The 19,563-nt window shown below is 56.4% G+C and carries 12 protein-coding genes; 2 read left to right on the forward strand and 10 right to left on the reverse strand.

Annotation, left to right across the window (positions count from 1 at the left end):
* Positions 1-45 precede the first annotated feature (45 nt).
* Positions 46-789 carry an AAA family ATPase gene (locus J4772_RS03845; protein WP_209074203.1) on the forward strand — a complete coding sequence of 248 codons (744 nt, stop codon included), beginning with the start codon at positions 46-48 and terminating at the stop codon, positions 787-789.
* 129 nt (positions 790-918) lie between these two features.
* A complete protein-coding gene (locus J4772_RS03850) occupies positions 919-3,279 on the forward strand; it encodes a beta-propeller domain-containing protein (protein WP_209074204.1) in 2,361 nt (786 codons plus the stop codon).
* Positions 3,280-3,484: 205 nt separating this feature from the next.
* Here the strand turns inward: J4772_RS03850 and J4772_RS36870 are convergent, their stop codons facing one another.
* The 10 genes from J4772_RS36870 to J4772_RS03895 form a co-directional block, all read right to left on the reverse strand.
* Positions 3,485-4,825: an alpha-L-rhamnosidase-related protein gene (locus tag J4772_RS36870; RefSeq protein WP_247741007.1), complete on the reverse strand. Its 1,341-nt coding sequence runs from the start codon at positions 4,823-4,825 to the stop codon at positions 3,485-3,487.
* Positions 4,825-6,381 carry a family 78 glycoside hydrolase catalytic domain gene (locus J4772_RS36875; RefSeq protein WP_247741008.1) on the reverse strand — a complete coding sequence of 519 codons (1,557 nt, stop codon included), beginning with the start codon at positions 6,379-6,381 and terminating at the stop codon, positions 4,825-4,827. The genes J4772_RS36870 and J4772_RS36875 overlap by 1 nt, the downstream gene beginning before the upstream one ends.
* 49 nt (positions 6,382-6,430) lie before the next feature.
* Positions 6,431-7,315 carry a carbohydrate ABC transporter permease gene (locus J4772_RS03860; protein ID WP_209074205.1) on the reverse strand — a complete coding sequence of 295 codons (885 nt, stop codon included), beginning with the start codon at positions 7,313-7,315 and terminating at the stop codon, positions 6,431-6,433.
* 15 nt (positions 7,316-7,330) lie between these two features.
* The gene (locus J4772_RS03865; RefSeq protein WP_246016468.1) at positions 7,331-8,230 is read right to left on the reverse strand and encodes an ABC transporter permease; all 900 of its coding nucleotides are present in this window, start codon (positions 8,228-8,230) and stop codon (positions 7,331-7,333) included.
* Between the two features lie 71 nt (positions 8,231-8,301).
* On the reverse strand, positions 8,302-10,023 hold the full coding sequence (locus J4772_RS03870; RefSeq protein ID WP_209074206.1) for an extracellular solute-binding protein: 1,722 nt from the start codon (positions 10,021-10,023) through the stop codon (positions 8,302-8,304).
* 147 nt (positions 10,024-10,170) lie between these two features.
* On the reverse strand, positions 10,171-12,501 hold the full coding sequence (locus tag J4772_RS03875; protein ID WP_209074207.1) for an alpha-galactosidase: 2,331 nt from the start codon (positions 12,499-12,501) through the stop codon (positions 10,171-10,173).
* 45 nt (positions 12,502-12,546) lie between these two features.
* Positions 12,547-13,581, reverse strand: a complete 1,035-nt coding sequence (locus J4772_RS03880; protein WP_209074208.1) for a LacI family DNA-binding transcriptional regulator — start codon at positions 13,579-13,581, stop codon at positions 12,547-12,549.
* 248 nt (positions 13,582-13,829) lie between these two features.
* Entirely contained in the window at positions 13,830-15,296 is a 1,467-nt protein-coding gene (locus J4772_RS03885; RefSeq protein ID WP_209074209.1) for a glycoside hydrolase family protein, read from the reverse strand.
* A gap of 202 nt (positions 15,297-15,498) precedes the next feature.
* Complete coding sequence (locus J4772_RS03890; RefSeq protein WP_209074210.1) at positions 15,499-16,893, reverse strand: MDR family MFS transporter; 1,395 nt, start codon at positions 16,891-16,893, stop codon at positions 15,499-15,501.
* A gap of 335 nt (positions 16,894-17,228) precedes the next feature.
* On the reverse strand, positions 17,229-19,553 hold the full coding sequence (locus tag J4772_RS03895) for an AraC family transcriptional regulator (protein ID WP_209074211.1): 2,325 nt from the start codon (positions 19,551-19,553) through the stop codon (positions 17,229-17,231).
* Positions 19,554-19,563 lie beyond the last annotated feature (10 nt).

The raw sequence follows: 19,563 nt of genomic DNA on the forward strand, positions 1-19,563 counted from the left end.
TCAAATGTGTGAAAAAGCCTAATTTTGCAAGGAGTCCGTGCGTCTATGTACCTGAAGGAAGTTACTGTATTGCACGAAACCTTTCCGTCCCGGGCCGCCTATCCGTTCTCCATCCCTTCCTTGCGGAACACCACGAAGCTAAATCTTGACGCCCCGGTCACCTTTTTCGTCGGCGAGAACGGCTCGGGCAAATCGACCCTGCTCGAAGCGATCGCTTGGCAGTGCGGTTTTCATACGACCGGAGGAGGACCTAACAACACCTATGAGGCGGAAAACGCGGAGGCCGCGTTTGGGCCGCACATCCGCTTGTCCTGGCTGCCTAAGGTGCGCAACGGTTTTTTCCTGCGCGCGGAGTCGTTTTTCGATTTTGCCAATTACTTGGACCGGGAAGCTCGGGAGCTGCCGGAGTATCGCAACCAAATCTACGCCTCCTACGGCGGTAAATCTCTGCACGAGCAATCGCACGGGGAATCGTTCCTGAGCCTTTTCCGCAACCGCTTCGGCAAGCAAGCCGTCTACCTGCTGGACGAGCCGGAAGCCGCCCTCTCGCCCGCCCGACAGTTGAATCTATTGTCCATTCTTCACGGCATGCGGAAGAACGCCCAATTCATTATCGCCACGCATTCCCCCATCCTGCTCGGTTTTCCCGAAGCCCGGATTTATTCCTTCGACGAAGCCCCGATCTCCGAGATCGCATACGAAAATACGCAGCATTATCAGCTTACGAGAAGGTTCCTCGAAAATCGCAAGGCCGTGTTCCGCGATTTGTTCGACGACGAGGAGAGCTGAGAGTCATTGTATATTCGCCATCCGTTACAAATTTTCCAATGCGCCCGGAATGCCGCAACCAAATGTTTCCACACTGCGTCTATGGCTGTAGCGAAGACAAAACAAACCCAAAAAGGGAGGCGTACTTCCGTGCGCAAAACGATTTTAGGCCTGCTGCTTTGCTCCATGCTGGCCATCCCGTCCGTATCCGCGGATACGGCGACGGTCGCTCGGCCGCAGCAGAAGGACATTCAAATCCGGGTAAACGGAAACCCGGCAGCGTTATCGCAGCCCGCGCTTACGGAAAATAACGCGCTTGTCGTTCCGCTGGCCGAAGCGGCCGAAGCCCTGGGCGCTAAGGTGGCGTGGGGAACGGGCGCAAATCGCGATACCGCGACGATTGAACGGGGGGATCGTTCGGCGAGACTGACAATCGGCAGCGTCTCGCTTGAGACGGACGGTCGGACGGTCAAGCTCGAGACGGCCCCAAGACGCTCCGGAGGCGACGTCTACGTTCCGCTTCGCGCGCTGTCCGAGGCGCTCGGCATGATTGTCGCTTGGGACGGGGCCGGCCGAATCGTACGGGTCGACGACCCGGCGGCGCTCCCGGCCATCGGCACCTATAAGAAATTAAGCGAGCTGATCGGAAAGGCGAACGAAAGAGGGAACTTGTACCGCAGGGGCGACATCCTCTTTACGACGACCGAAGGCGGGATGATGGAGAGTCCGGTGGCCGAGAGTCCAATAAACGTAGCGCCAGTAGCGGAGGAATCGCTTACGGGAGCCGTTCCAACCGACGATTACTCCCGCACGAACGTGCAAACGGAAGGCGTCGACGAAGCCGATTGGGCCAAGACCGACGGGAGGTTCGTCTACCAGATCAGCGGATCGAGGGTGCTCATCGCGGACGTCTCCGATCCGCGTGCGCCTAAGCTGGCGGCAACGCTTGAATACGACGCGACCGAGAGGTTCGTGCCGCAAGAGCTGTACGTCGACGAATCCCGGCTGATCGTGATCGGGCAGAACTGGATTTCCTCTCCTGTCCCCCTAGTAGTGGAAGATGAGGGGCCCGAAGGCTCCGCTCCGGCGACGGACAGGAAAGGCATTTCCATTCTTCCCGTTCCTGAAGTCTCGAGAAGCGCCGTAACGGCGAAAATCTATGAGATCGGGAACGCGGATGAGCCGAAGCTCGTTCGCGAAACCAAGCTCGAAGGCCAATACGTCACCTCGCGCAAGATCGATGATGCTCTGTACATCGTCTCGAACAAAGGCTATTTTTATCCGACGTTGTACGAGAACGCCCAAGATTACGAACCGTGGTACGGAGATACGGGCCGCTCCCCAGAGCTGAAGAAGCTTCCGCTCGACCGGATTCGGTATTTCCCCGGTTCCCCCGACAACACGACGATGCTGATCGGGGCCCTCGATCTGAGCAAATCTGACCGGGAAATGCAGGTGTCCGCGTATCTCGGCTCCGGACAGACGATTTACGCTTCGACGAAACACCTGTATGCCGCAATCCCCGAATATGTCGCCAAAGGGGACGGCTTCCAGGAACGGACGAAGGTGCATAAGTTCAGGCTGGATGGCGGTTCCGTCGTTTACGCCGGGGAAGGCTCCGTACCGGGAACGCCGTTAAACCAGTATTCGATGGACGAACACCAGGGCTTCTTCCGGATTGCAACGACCAAAGGAAACATGTGGGGCAGCGGAGAGGCTCAGTCCACAAACAATTTATACGTGCTGGACGAAGGCCTGAAGACGGTAGGCAAGCTGGAGAAGCTGGCGCCGGGCGAGCGCATATACTCGGTCCGTTTTGTTGGCAAACGCGCCTATATCGTCACATTCCGCAATGTCGACCCGCTGTTCGCGATCGACCTTCGCGATCCCGCAAAGCCCAGCGTGCTCGGCCAGTTAAAGATTCCGGGCTATAGCGACTACCTCCACCCGTATGACGACAACCATATTATCGGATTCGGGAAGGATACGGAGGTGCAGTCGTCCAAGGGATCGGAAACGGGAGAACCGATGGCATTCTACCAGGGGTTGAAAATGGCGCTGTTCGACGTCTCCGACGTCACCCGGCCGAAAGAGAAATTCAAGGAAATCATCGGCGACCGGGGAACCCACTCCGAGCTGCTGAGCAATCCGAAGGCGCTGCTGTTCTCCAAGTCCAGAAACCTGCTCGCTTTCCCCGTCGAGCTTATGGAAATTCCGAACAAAACGTCCGGCGGGAAGCAAGAGATTACAGAATACGGGGAGTTCGTCTACCAGGGCGCTTACGTCTACCGAATCGATCCGAACGAGGGCTTTAAGCTTCGAGGTCGCATCACCCATCTGTCGGACGAAGATTTTCTAAAGAGCGGCCAATACGGTTACGACGACTCGAAAGCCGTTCGGCGAATTCTTTATTCGGGCGATACGCTGTTTACGCTGTCCGCGAGCGAGCTGAAAGCCAGCGATATGGCCAGTCTCGCCGAGAGGGGCAAGCTGATCTATCCTGTTCGTTGAACGTTGATCCGGGATAAACGAAGATCAGGTTCGACGACCGATACCTTTCTCCTTCCTCGTTCGTAGGCTGGGCGGAGGTCGCAGAGGTCAGCGGCAGGACGAAGCTCCCGCTGCGCAGCAATAAACACAAACGGCTGCAATGTCCCCGGCGGGGCATATGCAGCCGTTTGTCATTCGATCGGTCTTGCCCGGCGGAATCCGCAGGTTAAAATTCCGCGCGCTCGATCGTTCCCCGGAACCCTTCCGGCAGGCGAACGTTCGCCCGCACTCCTGCGGGCGTCCATACCCGCACCTGCATTTCGCATTCGGCGACGATGCGCCAGGACACGTCGATTCTTCCCCCTGCAGGATGAGGCACGCTCCCTCTGGCCCACAGAAGATCGACGGGCTGCGGCTCGACGACGATTTCCTCCCATCCCGACGAAAACGGACGAATTCCCAGAACGTACGCTCCGAGAAAATAGCCGGGGGCAGCCGACCAGGCATGGCAATGGCTGCGCGTCGGCATTTCGGGATTGGCCCGATTCACGGCAAAGTTCGGATACATCTCCCAGCACGCGGTGGCCCCCAGCTCGACCATCTGTCCGTAGTTTCGGCGCATGTCCGCCAGCAGCTCGCCATAATCCCCCATCCTCGCCAGCGCCTCATAATAGAAGAAGGCCATGAACGGACTGCCGATCCGCACGAACGATTCGGGAGGGTGGACGATATGCCGCCTCACCGCCGCCTCGCGCTCCTTCTGGGCAATGCCGCACAAATAAGCGACAACCTGCGTCTGCACGCTGAACGTATCGGACAAGCTTCCGTCCTCGCGAATACAATCCGCGAACGCCTGCCGATCGTCGGACCACAGCCAGCGAACGACCGCCTCTCGCAGCCTTTCCGCCCGGGCTTCGTAAAGCTCCGCTCCGTCGGGGTCCCGGGCAATACGAGCCAGCGCGGCGGCATCCTGAAGAGTCCGGCACAGAAAAGCGTTCTGGTGCGTTACAACGCCGCGGTTCGGCTGGTCGATGGGGGCCCAGTCCAGCAGATTCCAGCCGTCGATCGAGAGCAAACCGCGCTCGTCTCGCTTAAGCCAATAATGATCCAGCGTGTAGCGAATATGCGGCCACATCTCCGCCGCGAACTCCGCATCTCCCGTATGGTCGACGAATTCCTTGCAAGCCTGCGCCCAGAAAAACGTCCAATTCGGAATAACGCTGCTCCAGCCGCTTGGAACCTGGTTCGCATAGAGCGGCGTCTGGCTCTTCGACCCCGGCACGAGCCTCAGGCATCTCTTGACGAGCGCCGTATCCCCGAACGTATAGTAATTGATCAACGCCTCGTTGCGGCTGTCGCCGACCCAGAATACTTGCTCGTACGCCGGGCAATCCACAAATGTGTCTTCCATGCATAATCGCGTCGTATGGCGGCTGATTTCCCAGATGTCGTTCAACAAAGCGTCCGAGCACCGAAACGCACCGATCTCGGCAACCGGATAATGGCTTTGCCGGACGTGCAGTCCATATAGCTTAAGCGGCCTCGACGCTCCCCGAACCGTAACCATTACGTACCGCATCCCCGGCGAATCGGGGAAATATAGGCTTGGCGGCCTTCCGTACATATATAGCGAAGGGTGTTATCCAGGTCGTAAGTATCCTGGCGGTAATCGTCCCTCATATATTCAAAGCCGTAAAAATCGACGATCGTCCCGGCGGAGGCTTCCAAATCGAAAGCCAGATAGCCCGACAGTTCAAGGCCGAAGTCGACGATCATTTCCGTATCCGCTTCATCGAAGAGCGGCACGACGCCGGGAGCCGGACTGGAATCGATTGCGTGCCGAAGCTCGTAAGGCACCTGCAAGCGCGTCTCCCGTCTTGACCAAATACACGCGATGAATATGTTGTCCCGGCTGACAAGTGTCTTGGGCACCGGCCTGATCCAGCGTTCGAATTCCGTTAATTCCGACGGCGACGGACAATTCCGAAGCCGCAAATATCCCACGTGATTTTTGCTCAGCTCCCGACCGGGCCGGTGGTCGATCACTTCGACCCGGTCGAACGGTCCGACGGAGACGAAGGGCGACGCCGACGTTCCGATCTGCTCCCCGAACGGGGAAACCAGCTCGAACGGCTCCGCGCTATCCATTCCAAGCTGCAGATTGCGCCCGTGATCGGCCTCATGCGTTACGTCGAGCCATAGAAAATTGTCTCCCGGGCGCAGCGTCAGCTCGACATATCTTTCGGGCGGCTTTCCGGTATACGCCGAGGCTTCGATAGGCGCGCCGTTTAGGGCGACACCCGGCAGATGCGAGGTCGCGTTCGGAAAGCCGAGCGTCAGCACGGCGGCGGACTTCACCCGAATCGTCGTCGCCAAATATCCAACGTACCCGACCGGATTGCAATGGTTCGCGCTGTCCGGGTCCATCTGGCTGCGCACGTCGATCGCCGTCGACCAAGCGATCGGCTCCACCCGACGCAACGACTCGATTCTGGACGGATACCGCGATTCCTCGGCAAGCAGCGGAATATCCCTCGGTTCAAGCTCCGTCCATGGCGCCGTGCCGGCGGTCCCGATCGTCAGCGCTCTCTCCCACTCGGTGTCGTCGTAATGCGGCGAAACCCATTCCGTACTTCCCAATCTGGCGTCTATCCGTTCCGCGAACGCTTGCTGGCAGGACATTCGCGGGGACCGGGGATCGTGTCCAGGGTGCCGAACGGTCCTCCACTCTCCGTCCGTTGCGATCGTCTGCAGCATTCGGCCTTCCGACAGCAGCTCCATTTGGGCGAGAAGACCGCCTCTTCCACGCACATAATAGAACGTAGAAACGCCAAAATGCATGACTAAGACGGCAATTGTGTTCCTCTCTCCCGCGCGGATCAGATGACCGACCTCGTACGTATCGTAGGACTGCTTCTCAGGCCAGGATCGCGCCGGACCTCGTCCGACCCATTCTCCGTTGACGTACAGCGCGTACCGGGAATCCGCCGCAAGCGACAAAACGGCCGCGTCGCAGCCCTTCGGCGCGACAAAGGACCGGCGAAAGCATCGCCACTCGTTGCGCGGACTCTCCTCAGCGCCTCCCCATATCCAGCTTGCCCGCCATTTTTCCCCATGTCTCATTCCGCTTGCTTCCCCCTCTTGTCCCAAGCTCCCGATCCGTTTGTCCCGCTTAACCTTTTACACTGCCCAGCACGATCCCTTTGACAAAATACTTCTGCAGGAAAGGATAGACAAGCAGAACGGGAAACGCCGCCAGGAAAATCTGCGCCGCCTTCGTCGTCCGATCCGAAATCTCCGACAGCATCTTGGCGTCCTCCAGCGTCATCGAGGAGAGATCCTGCATAATGACGACCGTCTGCAGATAGCTTTGCAGCGGATAATGCTCTGGCCGATTCATCAGCACAAGCCCGTCGAACCAGGAATTCCAATGCCCGACGACAGTAAACAGCAGAATCGTCGCCAGCGCGGGCTTGGATAGCGGAACGAACAACCGAAACAAAATTTGCAAATGCCCGGCTCCGTCGATAAAAGCCGCTTCCTCCAGCTCCTTCGGCAGCCCCCGGAAAAAATTGAGCAGTAATATTACATTAAACACGGGCACGGCCCCCGGAAGAATCAAAGCCCAGATCGTGTCGATCAGGCCGGTCTCGTTGATCGTAAAATACCATGGAATGATACCGCCGCTGAACAGAATCGTAAAGACGAAAAACCAGGCGTACCAGGTTCGATAACGGAAGCCTTGAACCTCCTTCGACAGCGGATAGGCGATCACAATCGTCAGCAGCATGTTCAGCGTTACGCCAAGCGACACCCGTTCCAGCGTGACCACAATCGATTGCACGAACGCTTCCTTGCCGAGAACGTACTCGTACGATTTCAAAGTAAAGTCGACCGGCCACAGCACGACCTCTCCCGCGGACGCCATGGCGCTGGAGCTGAACGAGATCGCCAGCACGTGGAGAATCGGCAGCAGGCAGGTCAAGGAAAGGGCCGTGAGGAAGACGTAATTCAGAACGACGAACAGCCTTCTCCCCCAAGATGTTCGTTCCACCATGCTCAACATTCCCTTCTAGAAGATGCGATAGTTAGCCAACCGATAAGCGAGCAAATAGGAAACGGAGATGAACAGGAACGATACGGCCGACTTGAACAGCCCGACTGCCGCCGCAGGTCCGTATTGGTAATCGATCAGTCCGAGTCGGTACGTAAATGTGTCGAGAATGTCCCCCGTCTCGTAGACGAGCGGACTGTACAGCACGAAAATCTGATCGAAGCCCGCGTTCAGAATATTTCCCATGCTGAGCGTCGCGAGCAGTACGATGATCGGCGCGATGCCCGGCAGCGTAATGCTCCAGGTTTGGCGCCAGCGTCCTGCCCCGTCGACGACGGCGGCCTCGTACAGCGCCGGATTGATTCCCGTCAGCGCCGCCAAATAGACGATTGTGCCGAAGCCGAATTCCTTCCATACATCGGAGACGACCATAGTGTAGGGAAACCATCTTTCGTCTCCCAGGAAAAAGATCGGCTCAATGCCCAGTCCGCCCAGCAGCCCGTTAACGATTCCTTCTTTCGGCGATAACAGATCGATCAATATGCCGCCCAGAATGACCCATGACAGAAAATGGGGCAAATAAACGATCGTCTGCACCGTTCGTTTGAACCATTGCTTTCTCAGCTCGTTAAGCAGCAGCGCGACGACAATCGGCGCGACCTGCCCCGCGACGATCTTCATCGCCGAGATGACGATCGTGTTGCGGAGCACGGCGAAGATATCGGTCAATTCGAATAGGAAAGTAAAGTTGCTCCAGCCCGTCCAAGGAGATCGAAGGAGCCCTTGCGCTGGGTTGAAATCCTTGAACGCGATCGCAATGCCGAGCATCGGTCCGTAGCTGTAAATCAGCACGAGAGCGACTCCCGGCAACAGCAGCAGATGCAGCGGCCATTGCTTGATTCCGCCTTGACGCTTCACGATGATGTCCCCCATAGACGGAACGGACAAGAGAGGGACATATCCCCCCTCTTGTTTCCGCCGCGTTTAATTTATTTGCTCTTCGTCGAGTACCATTCGTTGATTTCTTGCGTAATGGCGTCTCCGCCCATCGCCTTCCACTTCTTCACGTAATCATCGAAATCCTCGACGGCGCTCTTGCCCATGATGATCTTCGTGAACGTCTCCGTCGTCAGCTTGTTCAGAACGCTTCCCTTGGCAAGCATCGTCTCGGTCGGCGAACCGTAAAACTCGTTAAAGCGGAAGCTGTCGCCCAACACGTATTGATCAATCGCGGCGTAGGAGCCGCCTTCTCCGAACACCTTGACCATCGCCCAGTTGTTGTCGCCGACATTGCCCGCCTTCAGCTGCTCGACGTTTTTCATAATATTTTGCTGCTCTGCGGTAAGCTTTGAGGCGTCGCCGCTGCTCAGCGCGTCGCGAACGGCCTTGAAGTTGTCGTAGTTTTTCGCCGCAGGCATCGGACGGAACGCCGCCAGCTTCCAGGCTACGCCGTCGTCGACGAATTCCTTGTCCGGCGTCGGACCGAACTGCTTGTCGATGAACAGGTTGAGCATTTTCATTGCCGCTTCCGGATTTTTCGCGCTTTTGTTCACGACATAGTAGCCCGTGTTCGTTACTCTGGAGCGCAGTACCTTCGCAAGACCGCCGTCTGCGGATGGAATCGGGAACGCCTTCCATTCCATCTCCGGATCCCGTTCCTTGCCCGGCTGAAGCTGGAACGAGTTCGCCATCGTGCCGAAGAACAGGCCGTTTTTGCCCGCCACCGCGGATTCGGCAGCCTTCCAGACGTCCTTGACGCCGAATTCGGGATCGATCACGCCGGCTCTGAACAGCTCTTGGAACTTAGCCAAAGCCGTCTTGACCTGCGGCTGGATGTTGCCCGAGACCAGCTCTCCGTTGTCGTCTTGAACCCAAACGTCGACTCCGGGGTAAGCTCCGTAACCGTAAAACAGACCTTCCGTTCCCGCATAACCGGCGAACACGTCCTTCGTCAACGGCAGCCCGATCGTATCCTTCTTGCCGTTGCCGTCCGGATCGTCGTTGGCGAACGCGATTGCGATATTGAGCACGTCGTCCATCGTCTTCGGCTCCGGCAGGCCCAGCTTCGTCAACCAGTCGGTGCGGATCCAGAGCACGAAGGCTCCGTCCAGATACGACTGGGTTTCAGGAATGGCGAACAGCCTTCCGTTAAACTTGCCGCTTTCCAGGTTAAACCCGCCGTCTACGGTCAGAAACTGCTTCGTGAAAGGCGTGGCGTACTGCTCGTAAACGTCGGTCAGATCGGCCAGCTTGCCCGAACGGTACAATAGCTGCAGTTGCTTGGCATCTACATGAAGGATGTCCGGCAGATCGTTCGAGGAGATCGCCAGGTTCATCTTCTGATCCCGCTGAGACTGGTCCGCGACCCATAGATTGGTCAGCTTGATGCCGAGCTCCTTCTCATAGGTGCGGTAATATTTGTTATTGTCGACGGAATCTCCGTTCTCGAATTTCATCGTCGGATCCGAAATGACGACCGTGCTGAGCTCGATCGCAGGATCGTATTTCGCCATCGGGTCGGCCGGCGCTTCTGCGGATGCGGACGAGGATGGCTCCGTGCTTGCGGAGGCTGAGCCTGGAGCCGCCGAAGCTCCGGCGGACGGAGCGGCCGTCTCCCCCTTGCTGTTGTTCGAATCGCCGCAAGCGCTTAACAGAAGCATGGCCGTTACCGTTGCGAGCAGGACTGGAATTTTGAATTTGCCGAGCTGCATGCTCTTTTCCCCCTTAGAAAGGTTTGACAGTAAATAAACAGATTCGGTATGATGGCCTTGCATCGGTTGTTCGCGGTTTTCCCGTCCAGCGCCAACTTGACGAAAACCGCGGGCATCACCTCCTTCACGGCGCAAGCCTTCCAGCAATCAGACCGCTTCCCCCGGCTTGCGGCTCCATCTTTGCACTTCGACATAGACAACGCTAACTCCGTCGTATTCCAGCGACAGAAACGCTTCTTCCGTCGGCGTCCATTCCTCTTCGATCCGGTAGACCATCCACGACATCCCGCTCCAGACGTCCTGATCGTAGAGCGGAATAAGCTCGCGTTTCTCTTCTCCCGTCCCAACCGCAATTCTCATGCCGTCCGGCCTGCCGCGAACGGTGCGCAGCGGCTTCATCGCTCCGTCCCTATAGCGCACAACCCATCGGTCCTCCGGAGACGAAGAGACGGGAACGACGGTCCGAAGACGATCCGTACCTTCCATTTTTGTAAACGGAACGACCTCTTCCACCTGCCATTCCGCCGAAGACAATCCGGGTGCTTCCGCAGCGTCCCACTTCAGCATCACCACCTCGAACGGTTCGAGCTCGATCGGCTCGTACGGATTCAGCCTCGCTCCCCCCGACCCCAGCCAGCGTTCTCCCGCGTAGAGCTTCGCCAGAGCAACGTTCGCCTCTCCGCCTCGCGCCCGTTTGCCGATCTCGTCCGCGAGTTTCACTGCCGTCCGAATCGGATGGGGATTAAACAGCGTAATGCAGCCTTCGCGTTCATTGGCGTTCATATATCCGTAAGCTTGCTCTTGCAGCGGATTGCCTGCGACGGATTCGGTCGAATACCCCTTCGCGACAGCTTCCCGCTGCAGCAGCCAAGTGGTTTTCAAGAAAATGTAATCGCTTTCATTCAATTGCCTCAAGTCTCCGTAGAAGTGGGTTTTCCGCCCCCCTCGTGCGATCGACAGCAGCCAGTCGTTGCGCCAGCCCTCTTTGCCTAACCGATAGATCGTACCGGTATCCCCGATCATAACCCCGTGATCGTCCATCGTTTCGTGAGGGAGCAGCGAATGCTCGAACTGCCGAATCATGGCGTCCGTATAGGAATGGATCGAATCGCGCAAGCGCAGCGCCGGCAGCTCGGACGGTCGGGGATCACCGCAATAGATAAAGTCAAGGTGAAAAGCCCACCACGGGGATACGGCCGCTCCCTCTCTCTCCCCGTCCACATCCTTGATCCAATCGTAATTCGTCGTAAACCCGTTATACGCCAGCACCACAAGCTCCGGCTCCGCTTCCTTGACCTCCCTCAGCAGCTCGACGAACCGGGAAATTGAAGCTTCCTTCGAATGCTCTCCGGGCAGATGATCGTGCTTGGGATTGGAGCAGGAAAATGCGGCAAAATCGAGCTTGATCATCTTCATGCCGTGCTCGCGAACATGGTGCAGCAGCGCCTCTTTCAAAGCGTTCGCATAGTCGGGATGCCCCAGACACAGCTCGTACTTGTCCGACTCGATGCGCGCCTCCCGCAGCCTCTCCATACGCAGGAAATTCCCGCTTAGATCGAACCACAGTCCCAGCTTCAAGCCCAGCTCGTCCATTTTTTTACGGATCGCCCCGAAGCCCGACGGCCAGGTTCTGGCCTTGAAACTTCCGTATACCTCGCCTTCCTCGAACCAGAAAGCGTCGATCAAATAATAATTGAAGGCGATGCCATGGATTCCCTTCATCCACCGCAAATGCTCCAGCATCCCGTCCGTCATCTCCGCCGTCAGCTCGATTTGATCGGACAGCTCGTCGTGCAAGCCCCAATCGCAATAAATGGCGAGCGGCTCGACCTTTCTCCTTGCTTGATGCTTCCGGATATAGGTCAGGAAGGCTTCCGTCAGCCCTTTCCCTTCGTTCAGACCGTACGTCATCCGATAGGAGCGCCATTCGCGACCCTCAGGGATTTCGATGCCCGGCGCATGCCCGAAAATGAGACAGTCCTCCGCGATCTCGTTTCTGGAGACCGGAAATTCCACTCCCAGAAAAGCGTGGCCGTCTACAAACACCGGCTGTCCCTCCCCGCCCCGTTCTCCGGGCCGAGCCGTTTCGAAGCTTTCCAGCGTCAGCTCCTTTAAGTAAAGCGACCCTCGCAGCGGCAGGAGCTCAACGGTTTTCTTGACGTACCGGTCTTGTTCAATTTCGTAGCGAACAACCGCCTCGAACAAATCTCCGATTTCCCGAAAAAAAAGCTCGATCCGGCCCTCCGACGTTTTCGCCTCGATCAGCCGACAGTTTTCGTCCGAGTAGATTCGTTCATCTGCGGCGCCCCTTCCCGTCCTTAGCTTAAACTCGCGAGCGCTGTCTATCTCAAGCTTGATCGGGCCGTTCCGAGCGAATATCGTTTTACGCCAGCCGCCTTCCGTCGAAGCGATCGTCAGTCCGATCCGCCCCGCCCGCATTTCCCAGACGGCGTTCGCCAAGGTTGATTTTGTCTGCATGGCTCTCTCCTTATGCGTTCCTTCTCTATTAAAGTTTCAGCTGGATTATTTCGGCTTTCTGGTTCGAAAGCCGCACGAATCTCTGACGACAAGCTTAGGCGGAAACTGGACCGATATCGGAATTTTTCGCTTGGTCTTTACCCGGTCGATCAGTATCTTGACGGCCATCCTGCCGATCTCTTCCTTATGGATTCGGATCGTGGACAGCGGAACGCCGGCGAACGCCGCCATGCTGATATCGTCGTGACCCATCAAGGCGATGTCCTGAGGGATGCGATACCCGCGTTCGATGAACGCTCTCATGCATCCGATCGCCATCTCGTCGTTGGAGGCGAAGATCGCTTCCGGCGGAGGGCGCTCCTCGAGATTTCGCTTGGTCAACTCGTAGGCCTGCTCCATCGTGTACCCGGCGTCCAACATCCAGTCCTCCCGCGGCTTCAGCGAATGCGCTTCCAGAACCGTCCGATAAGCCTGGTGCCGATAGTCCCCTTCCTTCCCGTAAAACCCGATGTCCCGATAGCCGGCCGCTATCAAGTGCTCGACGGCCATTCGTCCGGATTGATCGTAAGGCGTGCCGACGAAGTCCATTGTCGGATTGATCAGGCTTTCCAGGCAGACTCCATAGGTCGCGAACGATTTGAGCATCTCGTAGAAGCCCCGGTCGATAGCCCCGAGATAGATAATTCCGTCCATCTTCTCAGCCTGTATTCTCTCGCGAAGATCCTTCTTCTTCGTTAGCTCCTCGACGGTAAAAGCCATGCCCAGCTTGCATCCTTGGGCGTGCACCTCCTCTTCGACGCCTTGTAGAATCGCCGAAAAGTAAGGGTGTCCGATCTTCTCGAAGCTCGTATAGGTCACGTAACCGATCGTAATCGCTTTGTTCCCGTCCGCACCGGTCGTCTTCCGCGCCAGAGAGCGAGCCGCATAATCCGGAATGTAGCCGTGGCGCTGAACGGCCTCCCAGATTTTATCCCTGGTTTCAACCGGAATCGTTAACGTCTTGTCGTCGTTGATGACGCGCGAGACTAACGTTTTCGATACGCCGGCGGCTTTGGCGACGTCCGCCATCGTCACTCTCATGTGCGTCCCCTCCGTCTGTTTCCTCGGCAGCCGCTTGCGACGCAGTCGCGGCAGTAGCCGCGTTTACTTGCGTTTACCGGCGTCCTAAGGCCATTATATAAGCGTCGAAAGCGTAAATACTATCACTTTTTAGTGAACCGTTTTACCGAAATCGACGCTCAAATAAAATCTGAGTCGTGAACCTAAGAACAGGGGATGACCTAGTCAGCTTTTATGACTTGGGTCATCCCCTGTGACGTTAACTAGCGCTACGGCCGAGTACCTCCGTACGGCAGAGAAGCCTCGACACGGTCGTATTCTTCGTCGGTCAGCGTGAAATAAGCGCTACCGTCATTGTTGTTATAGGCCAGGAAGCTTGCCCAGCTCGTATACCCGTAACGGGTAAACCCGTTCACCCATTCAATGCCGGAGGAGCCTGGCCGCTTGATATTCAAGCCCTCCAGATAGTACTTGTATCCGGGAACCGGGTCCAGCAAATTCGCGGGAACTGTGACATAATCCCCCGCTCTGCTGCCGTTGATCGCTTCGTACGTCCCCCAGTTCACATAGGCGCACTTTTGCGTTCCGCACATCCGGTAGAGGCTGCCGCTGGAAGAGGTTTTAACGTTCATGCCTTCCATGAAGGCAAGCGTTCCCGGCAAATCGGCGATGTGAGCCGAGCGGACTCTCAGATCCCAGGTCGAAGCCGTATTCTTGAAATCCTCGGACGGCAGATGGATTTGACCTTCCATATAGTAGATGTGGAACGTATCGCCTGGAATGTTTCCTTGTCCGTCCGTCAGGAAGTTGGCGAACGTGCGAGTAGCGCGCGGCGCTCCGACCGTGATCGAATTGGAGGCGGACGCCGCGTCCCACATCGTCGCCGGTTGGCTGCCGGTCCACGACACGCCGTCGTCCGAGGTGAGGAGATGCACGTCGTAGGTAAAAGCGGAATCCGGCGGCGGATTCGTTCGACCGACCTGATTGTTCAGCGTATAGACCATCACGTACTTATTCAGCAGAGGGCTGAATTTGACATCGGCGCCTCCGCCTTTGAGCACCTTGGCATGGTTTTCGGAGGCTCCCCAGTTGATGCCGTCGCTGGATACGGCGCGGGCAACGTCATTGCGTCCGAGCGAATCGGGGTGCGCCACGAACGTATAATACATCTCGAACTGTCCGTTCCGATAGAGCACCTGCGGCTGTCCTACGCCGTATACGCCCGAGCAGTAGGTCGAGACCGGCTGGCGGACGACGGGCTGCGGATCGCTATTGCTCGGATATTTGTTCCATGTCTTGCCGTCGGTCGAGGTCGCCATAAAGATGGCGTTGTCGTAGCCTTCCGGCGTACAGGTCTGATACGGGCTGCGCGGCGCTTCGTAGAACATGTAGTAGGTGCCGCCTACGATGACGACCGAAGGATCCGCCACGTGGATGCTTTCCCAGGCGTTCTCGGCCGGCATCAGCACCCTTTGCAGGTCGTACCAATGCAGCCCGTCCAAGCTTTCCGCGTAATAGACCGAATCGTGGGGATCCTGCCGCGTCCACCACATTTGATACTTGTCTCCGTTGCGAATAACGGCCGCGCCCCAGTCGTATTTGTCGTCGTTGACAATTCCGGAGAGCGCGACATCTCCATAATCGTAAGTTTGATTCGCCGACAACGCGAATGCGGGCGATGCCGCTCCCCATAAACAGGCCAAACCGAGCAAAATACTTGCGATTTTCTTCTTCATGCTCATCCTCCCTGAAGTCAAAGTAGCCAAGCTTAGATGTAAGCGCTTTATCACCTACATGCTTAATCATAAAGGACCGCAGAGGAGAATTTCACCGTTAATTTAGTAAACCGGTACACTTAAGCAGTAAAAAAAGCCATCCGGAAGGACGGCTTAACAGTTTGAACCGAGTATTTGCGGCGATCAGGGACAAAGGACGGCTCTAGACGGCCTCTGCCGCCTTGACCTTGCTCGCTTTGGGCAGCAGGCCCGCGATGAAGATTTTGACCAACGCGATCGCTACCAGCAGAATGAAAATCGCGTGCATGCCGGCCGCCATCTGCGATGGAACCTCCTCGACCACGATTCGGTTGAACAGCATGCCGAATACGGCTACCGCCACCGTCTGGCCAAGCGTCCCCATGAAGGAGTTGGTGGATGTGGCGACTCCGCGCATGTTGTCGGCGGCGGAATTTTGAATCGTCACGATTGCCGGAGTATTAATACAGCCCATCCCGAAGCCGATCAGTACTAGCAAACCGATGACGTTCCAATAGGACGAGCCCTCGTGCAGCGTAAACAGCCACAATGCCCCGCACGCAACCATAATCGTTCCGAGCAGCATAAATCTCCGCGCCCCGAACCGGAACATGTACCTGCCCGAGAGATTCGACGCGAACGGCCAGGCGAGCGACATCGGCATCAGCATAAGTCCCGACAACGTGGCGCTTAGCCCCATGACATTCTGAATCCACAACGGAATGTAGATCGTAACTCCCGCGACGATACAAAATCCGAAGAACCCGAGCACATACGGAATCGTTAACCGCCGCTCTCGGAACAGCGACAGAGGGAGCATCGGCTCCTTTGCGAACGTTTCAATGTACAGGAAGATGACTAAGAAGACGGCCGCTACAGCGAAAAGCACAACGATCGCGACGGAATCCCAGGCATACGTCTCCCCGCCCGTCAGCAAAGCAAGCAGCAAACTGGAGATGCTGATCGTAAACGTCAGCGCCCCGAGATAGTCGATGCTGCTCCTGGACACTTTCTTGAATTTCTCGTGCATGAAGCCGAGCACTAAGACAAACGAAATGATGCTGATCGGAATATTCATGTAGAAAATCCAGCGCCACGAAATCGTATCCACGAAATAGCCGCCTACGAACGGACCGACCAGTCCGGCGATCGACCACATCGAGGACAATACGCCCTGCACCTTGCCTCGCTGTTCTCCCGTGTACATATCTCCGATAATCGTAAAAATAACCGGGGTCAGCGCGCCCGCTCCGATTCCCTGAATCGCCCTGAACCAGATCAGTTGCGTCATCGTCTCCGCCGCTCCGCACAGCACGGAGCCGATCAGGAACAATGACAATCCGATCGTAAAAATCGACTTTCTGCCGAACAGATCGGCCAGCTTGCCGAAGATCGGCGTCGTGACGCAGGTCGTCAGCGTATAGATGGAAAAAATCCAACCGATCAAGCTCAGCCCTTGCAAATCTTTAACGATGCTTGTAGTCGCAGTCGTCACGACCGTCGAGTCCAATGCTCCGATAAACAGCGCGGACAGCAGTCCGATCGTAACGACGGTTCGGTTCGTTTGTTTCTGAGACATCTAGCTTATCCTTCTCTCTCTCTAAAAAATGCTTGCTTCGATATTCTACGATCATAGGCTTGCGTCCATTCTTTGTCAACGCCAAGAGGCTGTCCCATAAGCAGGTCAAGTTGCTCTTACAGATGATCCATACTAAAAAGGGGTATGTATCTCCTTCCGATGCAATACGCTCCTGAAACCCGAACGGGTAAACCCGTTAATCGATGGTTTCAGGAGCGTATGAGGCATCTACAGGAGACACATCCCCCTTACTTTTATTTATCGGTCATCTTGAGCAACGCTGCTTATGGGACAGCCTCTTCCGGCGCAAGGCCCGGCCAGATCGAGCCGTCACGTCAGCCTCGGCTCTGCCGGTATTGCCCCGGCGTGATGCCTTCGTACTTCTTGAATACGCGCAGCAGCGATTGGCTGCTGGCGAAGCCGCACTGCTCGGCGATATTCTGAATCGCATCGTCCGTAGACGTAAGCTGGTCTTTCACTTTATCGATTCGCCGCTTGTTGACGAAATCGATCAGATTTTCCCCCGTCTGCTCCTTGAAGAACCGGGACAGATAGGTCGGATTGATGTCGAACGCAAGGGCGATGCTGGTCAGGCTCAGGTTCATATCGCTCAGGTTGTCCAACACATGCTCCACGATCTGGCTCTTCAAGTCGGTGTTGTGACTCTTCTTCTTCTGTTGCAAATAGTCGCATACCGTTTTCAGGAACGTCAAAATTTCGACTTCCATCTCGGCGAACGTCTCGCATTGCGTAATCTGCTTGATCAGATCCGTTTTCTCGACCATAATCTCCGTCGTGCCGAGCTGGAACTGCTCCACCGCTTTCAGCATCGTGCCCGCCAACTCGAACATGAGCAGCTTGCCCATCTGCGGCGACAGCGTCCCGTCCGAGAAGTTCGCCATCAGAATGCGCTGCAGCACCTCCGCCGCCTGCTCGTAATCGCCCGCAGCCATCTGATTGATGAGCTGGCGTTCCTTATCCAGCGGATAGTACAGCTCGTGCTTGGGCCGCTTGACGGATTCGTACGCGATAATCTGATTGGAGCCGAGCACCAGCTTGTATTCGAGCGATTCCTCGGCCTCCTCGAAGCACTTCGGAATCGAAGACCAGAACGTATGCACATCGCTGACCCCGATCGAGAAGCGGACGAAAAACCGTTCCTGGATAAAGCTTTTGGCTTCCGCGGCAATCTGCAGCAGTTCCTTCTTCGCTTCCTTCTCTTTGCCGGGCAGGTTGACCAGGCAGGCGATCTTCCCATTCGTCTCGGTAAAATAAGCGCGATAACCGGACGACAGCATTTCCCCGAAGATGTTCGTCACGATCAAATAGACGAACTGCGTTTTCTTCTCCAGGTCAAGCTTCTCATTGTCCCTAAACAGCGGCGCATAATCCTCGACCTGCATAAGCAGCACAGCGAAGCGGTCCGTCTCGAAGCGCAAATCGTGCGACTCAATCGCTTGCGACAGCGCGGATTCCGTGTCCACACGGCCACTCAGCAGACGATTCAAAAATTGATTGCGCAGCACAAGCCGTTGCTCCAGCATGCGCTTGTTCGCTTCGTCCTGAATCGCCGCGCTTTCGGTCATGAACGATTGCAGCACGGCGAATTCGTTCGGCATGCTTTTCATATTCGTCTTAACCTTGCTCGACACGAAATCCATCATATTCTGAATCGGGGCGTAATTCCTTCTCGTCAGCCAGAAAGCCGTCAGACCGCCCAGGACGACGCACAGCAGCATCGCGAGGTAAATCAGATTTTTCAACAGCGTGACTTTGGCCAGGTACACCTTCTCCGGCAGTACCGAAATGTAGGTCCAGTTCGTCTCGTTGGAGCGGACGTAGGAAATTGCCGCGTTGCTGCCCTCTATATGCTCAACCATAAAACCGCGAGTATCGGCCATTCGCGCCAAAGGAAGCTCCCTTAGCTCGCTCTCCGTTCCGGTCGTCATGATCGGGCGCCCCTCGCTGTCGAGCACGTACACAGACCCTTGACTCGCCAGCTCGATGTGAGAGACGGCCTCTTTGATCCTGCTCTGGTTAAGCAGGACGACAAGCGTAGCCCGGGATTGATGCAGCTCCTGCAGCGGCAGCGACTGCACGTAGACGAGCGAGTTCGTTCCCGGCTGCATATTTTCGTTCAGCGCCATGAATGTGCCGGGCTGTTCCTCTTTCACCCACGCCAGCCAATTCTCGTAACTAATTCCCGACGATTTGTGCAGCACGGAGAACAAATCGTCGGCAGGCATATAGGTCGTCGTCGTAATTCCGGAGTTATGATTTTTAAGAAAAATATAGAAATCGGTCATATCGCCGTTAGTGGTATACGGCTTGAGGTTCGCGATGATGTCCATCGTGCTGAACCTGGCCTCCGTCGTATCCAGCGTATCCCGGTTCAAATAGGCCGCGATTTTCGGATCGAACGACAGCTGCGTTCCGAAGCGGCGAATGTCGGCGGTCTGATTGTCGATAAACTGCCGCACCTGATCCAGAAGCGCATCGTTGGACTTGCGCACTTCCGTTACCAGCATATCCTGCGAACGCAGCAGCACGACCAAGGTTATGAGTATTGGAATAAATAAAACAAACAGATACGAATACAGCCAAAACTTATAAACCTTGCGCTTCATAGCCGTCTTCACCGCCGAAATAGAAAATTTCATCCGCATCCGC

Origin of the sequence: Cohnella sp. LGH, from assembly GCF_017671885.1 — a bacterium.
In the GTDB taxonomy this organism is placed as follows: domain Bacteria; phylum Bacillota; class Bacilli; order Paenibacillales; family Paenibacillaceae; genus Cohnella; species Cohnella phaseoli.